The organism is Streptomyces sp. NPDC045022, assembly GCF_056432605.1.
This window is the reverse complement of the sequence record NZ_JBWKIR010000007.1, coordinates 52,437-68,479: the sequence shown is the minus strand read 5'-3', so window position 1 is coordinate 68,479 and position 16,043 is coordinate 52,437. Positions and strand designations below refer to the sequence as shown.

Below are 16,043 nucleotides of genomic sequence, written 5' to 3'. Positions count from 1 at the left end.
CTCCGGGCTTCCGGCCTCCCGGCGTTCGGGTCCCGGGCGATAAGTTGGCGCTCATGATCCTCGAGCCCCTGTCGCCCGGTCAGGACATCCCGGTTCCGCTGCTCACCGAGCTGACCGCGCTGTACGCGTCCAACCGCGAGTTCCAGCGGCTCAGCGGCGACTTCCCCGACCCGGACGACATCCGCCCGGAGCAGGTGGCGGCGGCGCTGGCCGAGGAGCTGGCCGTGCCGGGCGCCGAGGTGCTGACGGCCCGCGCGGAAGAGGGGCGGCTCGTCGGTGTGGGGATCACGCTGGCCCACCACCCCGACCCCGCCGACCCGGACCCGTGGATCGGACTGCTGATGGTGGACGCGGCCGAACACGGCAAGGGTTACGGCCGCACCCTCGCCGAACTCCTCGAGAATCGTTTCCGCACGCAAGGCCGCAAAGCCGTGCGGCTCGCCGTCCTCGACAGCAACCCCAAGGCCCTGGGCTTCTGGACCGCCCTCGGTTACGAGGTGCTCGACCGCCGCCCCGACCAGGCCCTCGGCCGCCCCTGCGCCGTTCTGCGCAAGGTGCTGCGGACACCCCGGCGGGCAGCCCGGATCGCCGTCGTGGACCCGGAGGGCGCGGTGTTGCTCTTCCGGTACGACAACGTCGAGGTCGGCGTCCACTGGGCGCTGCCCGGCGGCGGTCTCGAGCCCGGCGAGAGCCTGCGCGAGGGCGCCCGGCGGGAGCTGGCCGAGGAGACCGGCTGGACCGACCTGGAGCCCGGCCCGCTGCTGTGCACCTGGGAACACGACTTCACGCACACCGTTCCCGTCCGTCAGCACGAGCACATCTACGTCACCCGCGGCCCGCGCCGGGACCTGGCCGGTCCCCGGCTCGCCGCCGAGCACGCCGCCGACGGCATCCTCACCTGGCGGTGGTGGAGCAGGGCGGAGCTGGCCGCGGAGGCGGAGCCGGTGTGGCCGCCGGACCTCGCCCGGCTGCTCGACGAGTGGGAGCACTGAGGACACCGGCGCGGTGGACAGCGGCCGTCGACTGTGACGCCGTACGCATCAAGTGCGCTTCATAAACGGGGGGTTGATCGCGGTGACTGCGTCCGCATAACGGATTCCGCAGCACGTCCTCCGGATACGAACACGTAAAAAGTCTTGTCGGCACCCTGTCAAACAGGCCGTCACCGCTGTCACTCTCTCCTCGCTCGCCGCAACTTCTGTGCATCACCTGTGCCCCGCCTGTGTCTCCGACCCCACGGAGACCAGTCCGAAGGAGATCGAGTGAGACAGCAGCCCCACGTGTCCCGCACCTCCCGCAAGACCGCCGTGCGCGCCGCCGCCCTGGTCGGCTCCGCGGCGATGGTCGTCCTCGCGCTGCAGAACGGCCCCGCGACGGCCGCCCCCGCACCACAGCCCTCCGGCGCCACCGCGGTCGCCCTCAGCGCCCCCGCCCGCAGCGCGGCCCTGAAGTCGGCTCAGCAGCACGCCGGCACGGCGGCCCGCAAGCTCGGCCTCGGCACCAAGGAGAAGCTGGTCGTCCGGGACGTGGTCAAGGACGCCGACGGCACGGTCCACACCCGCTACGAGCGCACGTACGCCGGTCTGCCCGTGCTCGGCGGCGATCTGGTCACCCACGTGGCGAAGAACGGATCACTCAAGGGCGTCAGCAAGGCGACCGAGGCCCGGATATCCGTGCCGACCACCGCGGCCGCCGTCTCCCCGGCGAGCGCGCAGAAGACCGCGCTCAAGACCGCGCTCAAGGCCGCCGGCACCGCCAAGGCCACCGCCTCGGCCTCCCGCAAGGTCGTCTGGGCGGCCGGCACCAAGCCGGTCCTCGCCTACGAGTCCGTCGTCAAGGGCCGCCGGCACGACGGCACCCCGAGCGAGCTGCACGTCGTCACGGACGCGCGGACCGGCAAGGAGATCTACTCCTACGAGGCGATCGACACCGGCACGGGCACCAGCCAGTACAGCGGCACCGTCCCGCTCGGCACCACCGCCTCCTCCTCCGGCGGCTACGACCTGACCGACGGCGGCCGCGGCGGCCACAAGACCTACGACCTGAACGGCGGCACGTCCGGCACCGGCACCCTCTTCCACGACGCCGACGACGCCTGGGGCGACGGCACCGTGAGCAACCGCCAGACCGCGGCCGTGGACGCCGCCTACGGCGCCGCCGTCACCTGGGACTTCTACAAGTCCGCGTTCAGCCGCAACGGCATCGCGGGCGACGGCAGGGCCGCCTACTCCCGCGTCCACTACGGCAACGCCTACGTCAACGCGTTCTGGGACGACAGCTGCTTCTGCATGACGTACGGCGACGGCACGGCCAACGCCGACCCGCTCACCTCGCTCGACGTGGCCGGCCACGAGATGAGCCACGGCCTGACCGCGGCCACCGCCGGCCTCAAGTACAGCCGGGAGTCGGGCGGTCTGAACGAGGCCACCTCCGACATCTTCGGCACCTCGGTGGAGTTCTTCGCGAACAACTCCGCCGACCCCGGCGACTACCTCATCGGTGAGAAGATCGACATCAACGGCGACGGCACCCCGCTGCGCTACATGGACAAGCCCAGCAAGGACGGCGGTTCCGCCGACTACTGGTCCCGCACCGTCGGCCGCCTCGACGTGCACTACTCGTCCGGTGTCGCCAACCACTTCTTCTACCTGCTGTCCGAGGGCAGCGGCGCGAAGACGGTCAACGGGGTCTCCTACAACTCCCCGACCTACGACGGCTCCACGGTCACCGGCATCGGCCGGGCCAAGGCCGACCAGATCTGGTACAAGGCCCTGACCACGTACTTCACCTCCTCCACCGACTACGCGGGCGCCCGCACCGGCACCCTGCGGGCCGCGGCCGACCTGTACGGCTCGGGCAGCGCGGAGTACAACGCGGTGGCGGCGGCCTGGAAGGCCGTCAACGTGAAGTAGCCACACCAGCCGGTCAGTACGGCAGCCGGGCCGCCCGTCACGGGTGGTCCGGTCTGCCGTCCCCGTACAGCCAGTCCTTCCAGATACCGGTGAAGTCCTTGTCCGGCGCTTTCTTCTGCACGTACACGGTGAAGTCGGCGGTGCTCGCGCTGCCGTGGCGGTGCGCGGCGGCCCAGCCCTGGACGATGTCGTAGAAGGTGTCGTCGCCGACCTTCTGCCGGATCTTCTGCAGGACCATCGCGCCGCGCTCGTAGACGGGGCTGTCGGAGATGTGCGCGGCGCTGGAGGGCCTGGCGGGCGGGAAGGCCCAGATCTCCTCGTGGTCGCCCTCGTAGAGGTCCTTGAAGGTCTGCTGGGCGCTCTTGCCGCCGTGATCCTCCTCGTACAGCCACTCCGCGTAGGTCGCGAAGCCCTCGTTGAGCCACATGTCGCGCCAGGAGGTGGGGGTGACCGAGTCGCCGTACCACTGGTGGGCCAGTTCGTGGACGAGGGTGGAGGTGTCGGGGGCGCCGGGGTAGACGGGCCGGCCCTGGGTCTCCAGGGCGTACTCCACGTCCTCCGGGCGGTCGACGATCGCGCCGGTGGAGGAGAAGGGGTACGGCCCGAAGTTGGTCTCCTCCCAGTCGATGATCTCGGGGATCTTCGCGAGGACGTCCTTGCTCGCCTTGGCCTGGGTGGGGTCGACGGCGTCGAGGACCGGCAGGCCGTGCGGGCCGGTGCCGCGGGTGATCGTGAAGTGCCCGACGGCGACCGTGGCCAGGTAGCTCGCCATGGGCTGGGCCATGTGCCAGGCGTACGTCGCGCGGCCGCCCTTGGTGCTCTCGCTCGTCAACTCGCCGTTGGAGACGGCCTGGAGCCCCTTCGGGACGGTGACCGTGATGTCGTACGCCGCCTTGTCGGAGGGGTGGTGGTTGCCGGGGAACCAGGCCATGGAGCCGACCGGCTCGCCGAGGCCGAGCGCGCCGTCGGCGGTGGGCAGCCAGCCCTCCTTGGAGCTGTCGGGGTCGGTGAGGGTCCGCGGGGTGCCCGAGTAGCGGACGGTCGTACTGAAGGTCTCGCCCTTGGTCAGGTCGTCGTGGGGGCGGACGGTGAGTTCCTGGCCGGAGCGGCTGACGCGGGCGTCCTCGCCCTCGACGGTGACCGAGTCGACGTCCAGTCCGGCGAGGTCGAGGTCGAAGGCGGACAGGTCCTGGGTGGCGCGGGCGGTGATGACCGCCGTGCCGGTGAGGTGGCGGGTGGCCGGGGTGTAGTCGAGGGTGAGGGCGTAGTGGCCGACGTCGTAGCCGCCGTTGCCGGCCTTCGGGAAGTACGGATCGCGTACGCCGGAGCCGCCCGGGGAGCCGTGCACACCGCCGTCGCACGCGGTGCCGGTGAGGGCCAGGGCGAGCAGTGCCGCGACGGCCGGGACAAGACGCACGGATCTGGACATGTCAGTGATCTTAGAGGGGTGCCGTGCGCCGGAGCAGGCGTGCGGTACACCCGGGCAGGGGTGCCGCCGTCGGCGTGACACCATCTCCTCCGTGCTCGACATCGGCTACGCCCTCTCCAACCGGTTCCCGGACCCGCCGCAGACCGACTACCGCCGCGCGGACGTCCACGCGCTGCGGCACGACCTGTTCTGCGGGGACGTCTACCTCGCGGACACCAAGACGGACCGGGAGCTGTCCACAGCCTGGGGATGGGTGCCGGTGCTGGACTTCGCGTGGGCACTGTGCGACATCGCGGAGCGGCTGGACCGGGACCCGCTGGGCTCCCGCGCCGCCCGGCCGCAGCGGGCGGAGCTGGACTTCACCGAGTCGACCGACCGGATGCTCTTCGAGCGCCGCTTCGGCTGGGTCGACATCAGCGCCGACTGGACACCCGCCGAGGAGTCCCCGCTGAGCTTCTCCCACGCCGAACTCCGCCGCGAGGCCCGGGACTTCCTCCACGACCTGATCGCGGACCTGACCGACCTGCACGACGACCTGGCGGAGAACCCGGCGATCTGGACGCTCCAGGCCCGCTTCCCCCGCCTGCCCTGAGGCTCACCCCGCCACCCGGATCCCCAGCTCGGCCGCCAGCACCGGGGCCAGGTCGAGCAGCTGACCGGTGCTGATCACCGCTCCGGAGAGCCGGTCCAGGCCCCGGACGATCTCCAGCGGGGCGGCCCCGCGCAGGTCCACGTCCCTCAGGGTCGCACCGCCGAAGTCGGCCTCCTTCAGGGCGCAGTCGACGAACTCCACCCGCTCCAGGACCGCGCCCGCGAAGTCCGGCTCGACCAGCACGCAGGACTCGAAGACGACGTCCTTGAGGCGGGCCTCGCGGAGGTTGAGGAAGTCGAGCTTGCCGCCCCGGACCACGACCCGTTCCAGGACGGCGCCATGCAGTTGGGTGCCGCCCAGGCGGGCGTCGACCACCTCCACGTCACGGAACGTGGACTCGGCGAGGTGCGTACCGACGCCGCGCAGCCCCGTCAGGACCGAGTCCAGCACCCGGGCCCGGCCCAGTCCCGTCTCGTCCACCACGCAGCCCGTCAGCGCGCAGTCCATGAACCGGGCGCCCACGCCGTCCTGTCCGGCCAGGTCCGCCTCCCGGAACTCCAGCCCGTCGTAGTCACCGTCCGGCTCCAGCTCCCCGCCGGCCCACGGCTCCAGAGCCGGCAGCCGCACCTCCGGCCGTCGCGCGCCCTTCACCACTGCCCGGCCCGCCGGCCCGCCGCCCATCGCTCTCCTCGCCATGCGCCCATGCTGCACCCCGCCACTGACAACCCGCCCCGAGCGGGGGAAACCCCGCCGGTGATCCGGTGATGTCACATTCCGGGGATCCGAACGGTCGTACTCCAAGGACCGGACGAGCCGGGACCGGACGAACCCGGAGCCAGCCGGCCGCACCGGGACTCCTGGAGCAGGCGACCGGGGCGACGGGGTCTGTCTCGCAGGTGACCAGGTGGCGGCCCGGGCGTGCTGTCGGAGGTGTCCTTCCGCAGCGCGGTCACGGCGGTGTCCCTGATCCTCGACCGGCCCGTCCTTGACCTCGAGCGCGCTTGAGGTCGGAGGGTGGAGCCGCCGAACCGGTCACACCTGGCCATGAGCTGTGGGGGTCCCATGCACGCCGTCCGTCTCCACGCCTTCGGCCCGGCCGAGAACCTGACCCACGAGGAGGTCGCGGACCCGGTCCCCGGCCCGGGCCAGGTGCGGATCGCCGTCGCGGCGGCCGGGGTGCACCTGCGACGCGGCCCTGCGGGAGGGCCGGCGGGGCCCGCTTCCCGAGCTGCCGGCGCTGCCGACCGTGCCCGGCCGCGAGGTGGCGGGGGTCGTGGACGCGCTCGGCGACGGGGTCGAGGAGGCGTGGCTCGGGCGCCGGGTGGTGGCCCACCTGGGCGCCGCGCCCGGAGGTTACGCCCAGCTCACCGTCACCGACGCCGAGCGCCTGCACGAGGTCCCGGACGGCCTGGACCCCGCCGAGGCCGTCGCCATGATCGGCACCGGGCGCACGGCGCTGGGCATCGTGCGGTTCGCCGAGCCGGGACCGGACGACGTGGTGGTGGTACCGGCCGCGGCGGGTGGCATCGGCACCCTCCTCGTGCAGTACGCCAAGAACGCCGGGGCCGTGGTGATCGGGCTCGCGGGCGGAGCGGAGAAGACCGCCCGGGTCCGGGCGAACGGCGCCGACCTCGCCGTCGACTACACCACGCCCGGCTGGCCCGCCGAGGTCCGCGCCCGGCTCGGCGGCCTCCCCAGGGCCCTCCGTTCCGCTCGAGCAGCGGACACCCCGCACGCCACGATCGTCTACGACGGCGTCGGCGGCGCGGTAGCCCGGGAGGCCGTCGCACTGCTCGGGCCCGGCGGACGGCACCTGGTCTTCGGCTGGTCGGCGGAGGGGATCGGGGACGGGCGGGGTCACCTCGTCGAGGGCGTCTCCGAGAGCGTCCTCGGCCCGCGCATGCTCCGGAAGGCGGGAGGCCTGCGCGCACTCGAACTGCGCGCCCTCGCCGAGGCCGCCCGGGGCCGGCTGCGCCCGGCCGTCACCCGCTTCCCGCTCGCGGAGGCGGCCGCCGCACACCGGGCGCTGGAGAACCGGCGCACGATCGGCAAAGTGGTGCTGGAACCATGAAGCACCGGCCCTGATCCCGGCCACCGGCGGCCGAGCCGCACACCCGGATGCGCTACGTCCCGATTCGTGGTCTTCTGGCGTGATGGGTATCGGCCGAACGGACGACGCCGGGGCACCGGCCGGGACCGCGGCGGACGGAGCCGACCCGCACCGCTGGTGGGGCCTGGTCGTCATCGCCCTCGCCCAGCTCATGGTGGTCCTGGACGCGACGATCGTGAACATCGCGCTGCCCTCCGCCCAGCACGACCTGCACATGTCCGACGGCACCCGGCAGTGGGTCATCACCGCCTACACCCTGGCCTTCGGCGGCCTGCTCCTGCTGGGTGGCCGGATCGCCGACCTCGTCGGACGCAAACGCACCTTCGTCGTCGGCCTCATCGGCTTCGCCGTCGCCTCCGCGCTGGGCGGCGCGGCCACCGGCTCCGGCATGCTCTTCGGCGCCCGCGCACTGCAGGGCGCCTTCGCCGCCCTCCTCGCACCCTCCGCGCTGTCCCTGCTGACCACGACCTTCACCGACCCGCGCGAGCGCGGCAAGGCCTTCGGCATCTACGGCGCCCTCGCCGGCAGCGGCTCGGCGATCGGGTTCATCGTCGGCGGTCTGCTCACCGAGTACCTGAACTGGCGCTGGTGCCTGTATGTCAACGTGCCCATCGCGGTCGTCGCGGTCCTCGGCGCCTTCGCCCTGCTGTACGACCGCCCCGGCCACACCGGCGCCCGCCTCGACGTGCCCGGCGCGCTGCTCGGCTGCGGCGGACTGGTGGCGATCGTCTACGGCTTCAGCGAGGCCGAGCCGCGCGGCTGGACCGACCCACTGGTCCTCGGCCTGTTCGCGGCCGGCGCGACCCTGCTGACCACATTCGTCTGGTGGCAGAAAAGAGCCCCCAGCCCGCTCCTGCCGCTGCACATCGTCCGGGACCGCAACCGCGCGGGCTGCTTCCTGACGATGATGCTCGCGGTGATCGGCATGTTCGGGCTGTTCCTGTTCATGACCTACTACCTGCAGGTCATCCTCGGCTACTCGCCGGTCAAGGCGGGCCTGGCCTTCCTGCCGCTGACCGCCGCGATCATCACCGGGTCCACGCAGATCTCCGCGCGCCTGCTGCACCACGTGGCCCCGCGCATGCTGCTGGTGCCCGGCATGCTCCTCGCCGCGGCCGGGCTGATGCTCCTGACCCGGATGACGGTCCACTCCTCCTACACCGGCGAGATCCTGCCCGCCCTGATCCTCATCGGTCTCGGCATGGGCCTGACCTTCATGCCGGTGTTCGCCACGGCGACCTCCGGTGTCGCCCCACGCGACTCCGGGGTCACCTCCGCGACCGTCAACACCTCGCAGCAGGTCGGTGGTTCGATCGGTACGGCGCTGCTCAACACCATCGCCACCACCAGCAGCGCCGGCTACATCACCGCCCATCTGCACAGTCCCGCCCAGAAGGCGGTCGTGGTCCCGGCGGGCGTGGTGCACGGCTACACGGTCGCCATCTGGTGGGCGGCCGGCGTGATGCTGCTCGCCGCGCTGGTCGCGGGCCTGATGGTCACCGCCAGGGCCCCGAAGCACGGCCCAGCGGCGAAGACGCCGGTGCCGGAGTCAGTGGGCTGAGCCCAGTGCGGCGAGCGCCCCGTCCGTGAGCCGGTACACCGTCCACTCGTCCTGCGGGCGGGCACCCAGCGCCTCGTAGAAGCCGATGGCGGGCCGGTTCCAGTTCAGCACCGACCACTCCAGCCGCTCGTACCCCCGCTCCACACAGATCCGCGCCAGCTCGGTCAGCAGCGCCCGCCCGTGCCCGCCGCCACGCGCACCGGGGCGGACGTACAGGTCCTCCAGATAGATGCCGTGCACTCCGCGCCAGGTGGAGAAGTTCAGGAACCACAGCGCGAAGCCGACCGGCTCACCGCTGTCCTCGTCCACCGCCATGTGCGCGAAGGCGGCCGGCCGCTCCCCGAACAACGCCTCCCGCAGCTGCTCCGCACTGGCCCGCGCCTCCTGCGGGGCCTTCTCGTACTCGGCCAGCTCGCGGATCAGGGCGTGGATGACGGGGACGTCGGCGGGGGTCGCGGCACGAATCATGAGGGGAGGGTAGCCAGCGGCTCCCCTCCCCCGCCGCGGAGGACGCCCCTTGCCGCCTCAGTGCCGCCCCGCCACCCGGTCGGCCACCTTGGCCAGACGGGAGGACTCCATGCCGGGGTGGAGGCGTTCACGTCGGTCGGCGGTGCGGTAGGTGGCGTACATGCCCTGGACGCCGAGCCAGCGGAAGGGTTCCGGCTCCCACTTGCGCACCTTGTGGTTCACCCAGGGCAGGTCCGTCAGCTCGGTGCGGCCGCCCTGGCCGGAGTCCCGCTGCACGAGGTCGCGCAGCGTGCGGGCGGCCAGGTTGGTGGTGGCGACGCCGGAGCCGACGTACCCGCCGGCCCAGCCGAGGCCGGTGGAGCGGTCCAGGGTGACGGTCGCGCACCAGTCGCGCGGGACACCGAGGACACCGGACCAGGCGTGCTCGATCCGGACGCCCGCGAGGGACGGGAAGAAACGGGTGAGGATCTCCCGCAGCGCCGCGATCGTCGCCTCCTGCGTGCGGCCGTCGTTGTCGGTGCGGGAACCGAAGCGGTACGGGACTCCGCGCCCGCCCAGTGCGATCCGGCCGTCGGCCGTGCGCTGGGCGTACATGTAGGCGTGGGCCATGTCGCCGAGGGTCTCCCGGCCGTCCCAGCCGATCGCCGCCCACTGCTCCTCGGTCAGCGGCTCGGTGGCGATCATCGAGGAGTTCATGGGCAGCCAGGTCCGCCGCTGGCCCTTCAGGGACGCGGTGAAGCCCTCGGTGCAGCGCAGGATGTAGGGGGCGCGGACCGTGCCGTAGGGGGTGACGGCGTGCTTGGGGCGGATCTGCGTCACCGGCGTCGACTCGTGGATGGTCACCCCGAGAGCCTCCACGACGGCCGCGAGCCCCTTCACCAGCTTCACCGGGTGCAGCCGGGCCCCGTGCGGGGTCCAGACCGAGCCGACCGCGTCCGCGATCCTGATCCGCTCGGCCGTCTCCCGGGCGCCGTACAGCTCCCGGTCCTTCTCGCCGTACGACAGCTCGTGCTCGTGGAACGCCTTCAGCCGCGCCAGCTGGGCGGGAGTGGTGGCCACTTCGAGGACACCGCCCTTGTGCACGTCGGCGTCGACACCCTCCGCCCCGGCGACCGCGATCACCTCGTCGACGGTGTCGTTCATCGCCTTCTGCAGCCGGACGGCGGCCTCGCGGCCGTGCCGCTTCGCGTACCGGTCGCGGCCCGCGATCCCGTTGTACAGCCAGCCGCCGTTGCGGCCGGAGGCGCCGTACCCGCAGAACTTCTGCTCGAGGACGGTGATCCGCAGGAAGGGGGCCGCCTTCTTCAGGTAGTACGCGGTCCACAGGCCCGTGTACCCGCCGCCGACGATGACGACGTCGGCCGACGCGTCTCCCGCCAGCGGCTCCCGCACCGCCGGAAGACCGTCGTCCGCGTACCAGAAGGAGATGCCGCCGTTGACGGCACTGCTTGCCGAGCTGCTCATGGCCGGGACGTTAACCCCTGAGACCGGCCAGTGTCTCCTTCGGATTCCATGCTTTTCCGCGGCCCCTGACCAGCGGATAACAGGACAGCCCGATCAGCACCGAGACGAAGTGGCCGACGTCCGTGAAGGTCGGCCCGGCGGCCAGCGGCAGCCCGAAGACGATCAGCACCGCCGGCAGATACCCGTACCGCCAGGGCGCCGCGATCCGGTAGGTGAGCACCGCGATGACCCCGGTCAGCGCGTAACTCACCCCGATGTCCAGGGTGTCGACCGCCGAGTGCGGGGCCATGCCGTCCCGGATCGCCTTCAGCAGCACCCCCTCGCTGATCAGCGAGGCCAGGACGTGCGCGGAGGCGCATACCGCCAGCCAGCGGGCCGTGCCCAGCCAGCGCTCGGCCGGCGCGTGGAACACCGTGTACAGGAAGGCGTACGGCACCCAGTGCCCGCTCTCGATCCACATGGCGCTCGCCACCAGCACCCGTACCGGGGTGCGCGACAGCTCATGGATGTTGGTCGACCGGCGCCGCAGGAAATACTGCTCGAACTCCGGTGACATGTGGTGCAGCGCGACGGTCGTGACGAACAGAATCCCCAGCCACACGTACGTGCCGGAAGCACCGCGGACGTACGCCCACACCCCGCTCAGGCCCCGGTGAATTCGCATAAGCCGATTCACGCACGCCGGTATCACCCGAAGCGTGATCGACATCCTCGGAGAACACGAAGCCCAGGTGGGACCGGGTCCCGCCTGGGCGTGTGGAGCCCCCTGTCGGATTCGAACCGACGACCTTCGCTTTACAAGAGCGGCGCTCTGACCAGCTGAGCTAAGGAGGCGTGCACCTGGGTGCTCGTGCAGTGTACCCAGGTCCGGGGGGCGCTCTGTCGAAAATTTCCGCGAAGGTCACAGTGGTTCGGGTACTGACAGATCGAGTGAACGCCAGGTACCGTCCTGACCCAGTTCACTCCTGTGGACTACACCAACCACCTTCCTACAACGGATCGTCCGGCACGTTCCTGCCGGTAGAAGGGGGCCCATTCACCATGGCCACTGTCACGTTCGACAAGGCGACCCGGATCTACCCGGGTTCCACCAAACCCGCCGTCGACTCGCTGGAGATCGCGATCGAGGACGGCGAGTTCCTCGTCCTGGTCGGCCCGTCGGGTTGCGGAAAGTCCACCTCGCTGCGGATGCTCGCGGGCCTGGAGGACGTCAACGGCGGCGCCATCCGCATCGGTGACCGCGACGTCACGCACCTGCCGCCCAAGGACCGGGACATCGCCATGGTGTTCCAGAACTACGCCCTCTACCCGCACATGACGGTCGCCGACAACATGGGCTTCGCGCTCAAGATCGCCGGCGTCAACAAGGCGGAGATCCGGCAGAAGGTCGAGGAGGCCGCGAAGATCCTCGACCTCAGCGAGTACCTGGACCGCAAGCCGAAGGCGCTCTCCGGTGGTCAGCGCCAGCGTGTCGCGATGGGCCGCGCGATCGTCCGCGAGCCGCAGGTCTTCCTCATGGACGAGCCGCTGTCCAACCTGGACGCCAAGCTCCGTGTCTCGACGCGTACCCAGATCGCGTCCCTGCAGCGCCGTCTCGGCATCACCACCGTCTACGTCACCCACGACCAGGTCGAGGCCATGACGATGGGCGACCGCGTGGCGGTCCTCAAGGACGGCCTGCTCCAGCAGGTCGACTCGCCGCGGAACATGTACGACAAGCCCGCGAACCTCTTCGTCGCCGGCTTCATCGGCTCCCCCGCCATGAACCTGGTCGAGGTCCCGATCACCGACGGCGGCGTGAAGTTCGGCAACAGCGTGGTGCCGGTGAACCGGGACGCCCTGAAGGCCGCCGCCGACAAGGGCGACCGCACGGTGACCGTCGGCGTCCGCCCCGAGCACTTCGACGTGGTCGAGCTGGGCGGCACCGTCGCCGCCTCCCTGTCCAAGGACACCGCGGACGCCCCGGCCGGTCTCGCCGTCTCCGTGAACGTCGTCGAGGAGCTGGGCGCCGACGGCTACGTCTACGGCACCGCCGAGGTCGGCGGCGAGGTCAAGGACCTCGTCGTCCGCGTCAACGGCCGCCAGGTGCCGGAGAAGGGCGCCACGCTGCACGTCGTGCCGCGGCCGGGCGAGATCCACGTGTTCTCGACGTCCACGGGCGAGCGCCTCTCCGACTGAGCAGCGCGTTCGCACAGAAGTTGACGAAAGGGGCCCCGCGGACTGCCGCGGGGCCCCTTTCGTGAGGGAGTAGCACCCCTGCCATACCCCGGCACAGCGATCGTTTCGGGCGGGCCGCGTCAACCCCTTACCCAGAAAGAAGCACTACTTCATCCCCCGAAGGGGTGACTAAATGTCGCCAAATCATTACCGCGCGCTACCCTCACACGCGTGAAGCACTCCACCACCCCTCAGACGCGACGCGGCCACCGGGGCGGCCCTGCCCGCCGGATCGGCCGCACTCTCGCCCTCGTCCTGCCCGTCGTCCTGGTGCTCTCCGGGACCCTCGCCGTCACCCGGGTCAACTGGACGGGGAGCCCCGCCAGCTCGGTGCTGGCCGCCTCGGACATCTCCGCGACGGAGGTCTCCTCCAAGGCGGTCGCCCGCGCCCCGCAGGACGTGCTCCGTGACCAGCTGATGTCCGAACTGCAGGACAAGAGCCCGGGGGTGGTCCTCACCCACCTCCAGCAGGCGGTCAACGGGCACCCCGCGCTGGCCAGGCACTGCTCCTCCATCGCCCGCTCCCTCGGCAAGGCCGCGGTGCGCATCTACGGCGCCTCGCGCGCCCAGTCGTACGCCCGCCCGGTGTGCGACACGGCCTTCGCCTCGGGCGTGCTGGCCGCGCACAGCTGAGCCCCGGCTCCGCCGTCACCCGGCCGGTTCCGGGCAAGCGCCGGCCGGGAGTCCGGCAACGGCTCCTCGTGGAGCACGTTGCTGCCGACGACCAGCGGTGGGGCGCCACGTACAGTGCGGTCATGACCCATCCGAACGCCGCGTCGCGCCCCACTCAAGCCGTGGTCCTGGCCGGAGGCCAGGGCTCCCGGCTGCGTCCGTACACCGACGACCGGCCCAAGCCGATGGTCGAGATCCCCGGCACGGGCACCCCGATCATCGGCCACCAGCTGACCTGGCTCGCCGAGGAGGGCGTGACGGACGTGGTGGTCTCCTGCGGCCACCTCGCCGATGTCCTGCAGAAGTGGCTGGACTCGGCCGACCTTCCCGTCTCCGTCACCACCGTCGTGGAGACCGAGCCCCTCGGCCGCGGCGGCGGCCTCAAGTACGCCGCCGCGCGTCTCCCCCACCCCGATCGGCCCTGGTACGCCACCAACGGCGACATCTGGACCCGCTTCTCCCTGCGGGACATGGCCGACTTCCACACCGAGCGGGACGCCGTCGCCACGCTGGCGCTCGCGCGTCCGCGGATTCCGTGGGGGGCCGTGAAGACCGACGGGTTCGGGCACATCACCGACTTCATCGAGGCTCCGCCGTCCACGTTCGAGATCAACGCCGGTGTGTACGTGTTCTCACCGGAGTTCGCTTCTCTGCTGCCCGAGCGGGGGGATCACGAGCGGACCACGTTTCCCCGGCTGGCTCGGGAGAAGAAGCTCGCGGGCTTCCCCCTTCCGCAGGGGTCCTACTGGCGGGCCATCGACACGGCCAAGGATCTGACGGAGGCGGCCAAGGAACTGGCTGCCCTGGGGCGGTAGCCGCCGCTTTCCCCGCATGGCAGAGGGCCCCGTACCCATCCGTGGTACGGGGCCCTGCGTCTCCCGCCGCGGCACTAGCCCAGCAGACCGCCCACCAGCCCCGGCTGGCCTGACGAGGAGCTGCTGGTGCCGCCCGAGGACGTGCCGCCGCCGGTCGTCGAGCCACCGGTACCGGTGCCGCCGGCGCTGGTCGGGCCGGCCGTGGTGCTCGGGGCGCCGCCGGCCGGGGAGGACGGGCGGGACGGCACCTGACCCGTGGTGCCCTGGGTCTGGTTCGGCGTGGTGGTCGTACCGCCGGCGGTCCGGGTGGCGCCCGGGGTCGTCGCCGCGCCGGAGGGGCTCGCGCCGGCCGTGGCGCCGCCCGTGGGCGAGCTGGAGGCCGCCGGGGTCTTGTGCCGCTCGCCGGGCTCCTGCGGGAGCGGGGAGCCGGGGAGGTTGTTGCGCGGGGCCTCGCCAGGGCCGGGGACGACCACCCGGCTGGAGTCGCGGACCGCGCTGCCCAGCAGGGAGCCGACGAGCAGGGTGAGGCCGACGATGACGGCGGTGAGCAGCGCGCCGCGGCGCAGGACGTAACGGCGCAGTTCCCAGATGTCGGAGCGGGGGCCGAGGCGCCGCCAGGCGCCGCCCGCCAGACGGCCGTCCACGGAGTAGACGGGGGCGCCCGCGATGACCAGCGGGGACCAGGCGGCGAGGTAGATGATGTCGGGTGCGTCGTAGGCCGGGACCGTCTTCCAACTGACGGTGACGATCAGGGCGGCCGAGAGCAGGGCGCCGACCACCGCGGCCACGCGCTGCCAGCAGCCGAAGATGGTGAGGACGCCGACGACCACCTGGAGGAAGGCGATGACCAGGCCGGAGCCGACCGGGTGGTGCAGGGCGAACTGGCGCAGCGGTTCGGCCACGTCCCACGGGTGCAGGGTGTTGAGCCACTTGACCATGGAGCCGCGCTTGCCGCCGTCGAAGTAGACGGGGTCGCACAGCTTGCCCATGCCGGCGTAGATGGAGATGAAACCGAGGAAGATGCGCAGCGGGAGCAGGACGACGCCGAGGTTCATCCGGCGGCCCGGGTAGTACGCGTGCCGGGCCGGGTCGTCGCCGTGGCGCTTGTGGGGGCGCGGGGTGTCGGTGTCGGACGGGTCCGCGTAGGCGTCGTACGGATCCAAGTCGCCGTCCGCGTAGCCCGGTTCGTCGTAGGCGCCGCTCACCGTGCGCATGTGCGGCAGCAGGCGGGTGCCGTTGGCGTCGGGGACGGTGCGCTGGTGGCCGACGAGGGGGGTCTCGACGGTCCGGTCGAGCTCGTCGTAGACGTCCGCGTAGCCGGTCCCGAGCCGCGGGATGACCCGGGTGGCGCCGGCCTCGGGCTCGTCGAGGTGGCGGACGCTGCTGCCCCGCACGGCCTGGAGGAGCCGGTGGGCGCCGGTGTCGTCGGGGGCGGACTTGCCGCTCCACACGAGGGGGCGGCGGCGGCCCGCCGTCCCCGCGACCGGCATGCGGGCGGGGTCCTGGGTGGCGCTCAGGTGCCGGGCGATCCGCGGGGATTGGCTGCGCTTCGCCGACGCGCCCAGCTGCACGCGGAAGCTGGCGTGATTGACGATGACCTGCGCCGGATCGCTCGGCACCTTCACCATGCTCAGCGCGGGAGCGTCGTCGTAGCCCGACGAGTGGTCCTCCGTGGGCGTGCGGGGTGTTCTGGTGTCCACACTCATCTAACCGAGTGACGTGGTGTTAGGACACTGCTTTGACCGCCCGGATGTGTCCGGACCGCGTCAAAGCCGCCCGTGACGCCACATGGATGCCGGAATT

General features: G+C 71.8%; 13 protein-coding genes, 1 tRNA gene and 2 pseudogenes. 9 read left to right on the top strand and 7 right to left on the bottom strand.

Annotated elements, in window-relative coordinates:
- Window positions 1-53: 53 nt before the first annotated feature.
- On the top strand, window positions 54-992 hold the full coding sequence (locus AC07C1_RS14990; protein WP_478939102.1) for a GNAT family N-acetyltransferase: 939 nt from the start codon (window positions 54-56) through the stop codon (window positions 990-992).
- A gap of 348 nt (window positions 993-1,340) precedes the next feature.
- Window positions 1,341-2,912, top strand: a complete 1,572-nt coding sequence (locus tag AC07C1_RS14985; protein ID WP_478939433.1) for a M4 family metallopeptidase — start codon at window positions 1,341-1,343, stop codon at window positions 2,910-2,912.
- 37 nt (window positions 2,913-2,949) lie between these two features.
- On the opposite strand, the gene AC07C1_RS14980 is transcribed toward AC07C1_RS14985, so the two are convergent.
- Entirely contained in the window at window positions 2,950-4,341 is a 1,392-nt protein-coding gene (locus tag AC07C1_RS14980) for a M1 family metallopeptidase (protein ID WP_478939101.1), read from the bottom strand.
- Between the two features lie 91 nt (window positions 4,342-4,432).
- Here AC07C1_RS14980 and AC07C1_RS14975 point away from each other — a divergent pair, with 91 nt between their 5' ends.
- Complete coding sequence (locus tag AC07C1_RS14975) at window positions 4,433-4,933, top strand: hypothetical protein (protein WP_478939100.1); 501 nt, start codon at window positions 4,433-4,435, stop codon at window positions 4,931-4,933.
- Between the two features lie 3 nt (window positions 4,934-4,936).
- On the opposite strand, the gene AC07C1_RS14970 is transcribed toward AC07C1_RS14975, so the two are convergent.
- A complete protein-coding gene (locus AC07C1_RS14970; RefSeq protein WP_478939099.1) occupies window positions 4,937-5,629 on the bottom strand; it encodes a pentapeptide repeat-containing protein in 693 nt (230 codons plus the stop codon).
- A 166-nt stretch (window positions 5,630-5,795) separates the two neighbouring features.
- On the opposite strand from AC07C1_RS14970, the pseudogene AC07C1_RS14965 reads away from it, so the two are divergent.
- From AC07C1_RS14965 to AC07C1_RS14955, 3 genes and pseudogenes are all read left to right on the top strand, one after another.
- Window positions 5,796-5,938 (top strand): annotated as a pseudogene (locus tag AC07C1_RS14965) (FAD-dependent oxidoreductase); the annotation flags it as partial.
- Window positions 5,939-5,995: 57 nt separating this feature from the next.
- Window positions 5,996-7,004, top strand: a pseudogene (locus tag AC07C1_RS14960) (zinc-binding dehydrogenase).
- Window positions 7,005-7,086: 82 nt separating this feature from the next.
- Window positions 7,087-8,604 (top strand): MFS transporter, encoded by a 1,518-nt coding sequence (locus AC07C1_RS14955; protein WP_478939098.1) that lies wholly within the window; start codon window positions 7,087-7,089, stop codon window positions 8,602-8,604.
- Here AC07C1_RS14955 and AC07C1_RS14950 read toward each other — a convergent pair.
- The 4 genes from AC07C1_RS14950 to AC07C1_RS14935 all read right to left on the bottom strand — a co-directional run bounded on the left by AC07C1_RS14950 (window position 8,593) and on the right by AC07C1_RS14935 (window position 11,370).
- The gene (locus AC07C1_RS14950) at window positions 8,593-9,072 is read right to left on the bottom strand and encodes an N-acetyltransferase family protein (RefSeq protein ID WP_478939097.1); all 480 of its coding nucleotides are present in this window, start codon (window positions 9,070-9,072) and stop codon (window positions 8,593-8,595) included. The two genes, AC07C1_RS14955 and AC07C1_RS14950, sit on opposite strands and share 12 nt — an antisense overlap.
- 57 nt (window positions 9,073-9,129) lie before the next feature.
- Window positions 9,130-10,536 (bottom strand): NAD(P)/FAD-dependent oxidoreductase, encoded by a 1,407-nt coding sequence (locus AC07C1_RS14945; protein ID WP_478939096.1) that lies wholly within the window; start codon window positions 10,534-10,536, stop codon window positions 9,130-9,132.
- A gap of 10 nt (window positions 10,537-10,546) precedes the next feature.
- Window positions 10,547-11,200, bottom strand: a complete 654-nt coding sequence (locus AC07C1_RS14940) for a rhomboid-like protein (RefSeq protein ID WP_478939095.1) — start codon at window positions 11,198-11,200, stop codon at window positions 10,547-10,549.
- A gap of 93 nt (window positions 11,201-11,293) precedes the next feature.
- Window positions 11,294-11,370 (bottom strand) — tRNA-Thr (locus AC07C1_RS14935).
- A gap of 207 nt (window positions 11,371-11,577) precedes the next feature.
- Between AC07C1_RS14935 and AC07C1_RS14930 the strand changes: the two genes are divergently transcribed.
- The 3 genes from AC07C1_RS14930 to AC07C1_RS14920 all read left to right on the top strand — a co-directional run bounded on the left by AC07C1_RS14930 (window position 11,578) and on the right by AC07C1_RS14920 (window position 14,240).
- The gene (locus tag AC07C1_RS14930; RefSeq protein WP_478939094.1) at window positions 11,578-12,714 is read left to right on the top strand and encodes an ABC transporter ATP-binding protein; all 1,137 of its coding nucleotides are present in this window, start codon (window positions 11,578-11,580) and stop codon (window positions 12,712-12,714) included.
- 210 nt (window positions 12,715-12,924) lie between these two features.
- Window positions 12,925-13,386 carry a hypothetical protein gene (locus AC07C1_RS14925; protein WP_478939093.1) on the top strand — a complete coding sequence of 154 codons (462 nt, stop codon included), beginning with the start codon at window positions 12,925-12,927 and terminating at the stop codon, window positions 13,384-13,386.
- A gap of 122 nt (window positions 13,387-13,508) precedes the next feature.
- Window positions 13,509-14,240, top strand: coding sequence for a nucleotidyltransferase family protein (locus AC07C1_RS14920; protein WP_478939092.1), 732 nt, complete (start codon window positions 13,509-13,511; stop codon window positions 14,238-14,240).
- Between the two features lie 74 nt (window positions 14,241-14,314).
- Here the strand turns inward: AC07C1_RS14920 and AC07C1_RS14915 are convergent, their stop codons facing one another.
- A complete protein-coding gene (locus tag AC07C1_RS14915) occupies window positions 14,315-15,946 on the bottom strand; it encodes a DoxX family protein (protein ID WP_478939091.1) in 1,632 nt (543 codons plus the stop codon).
- Between the last annotated feature and the right edge of the window lie 97 nt (window positions 15,947-16,043).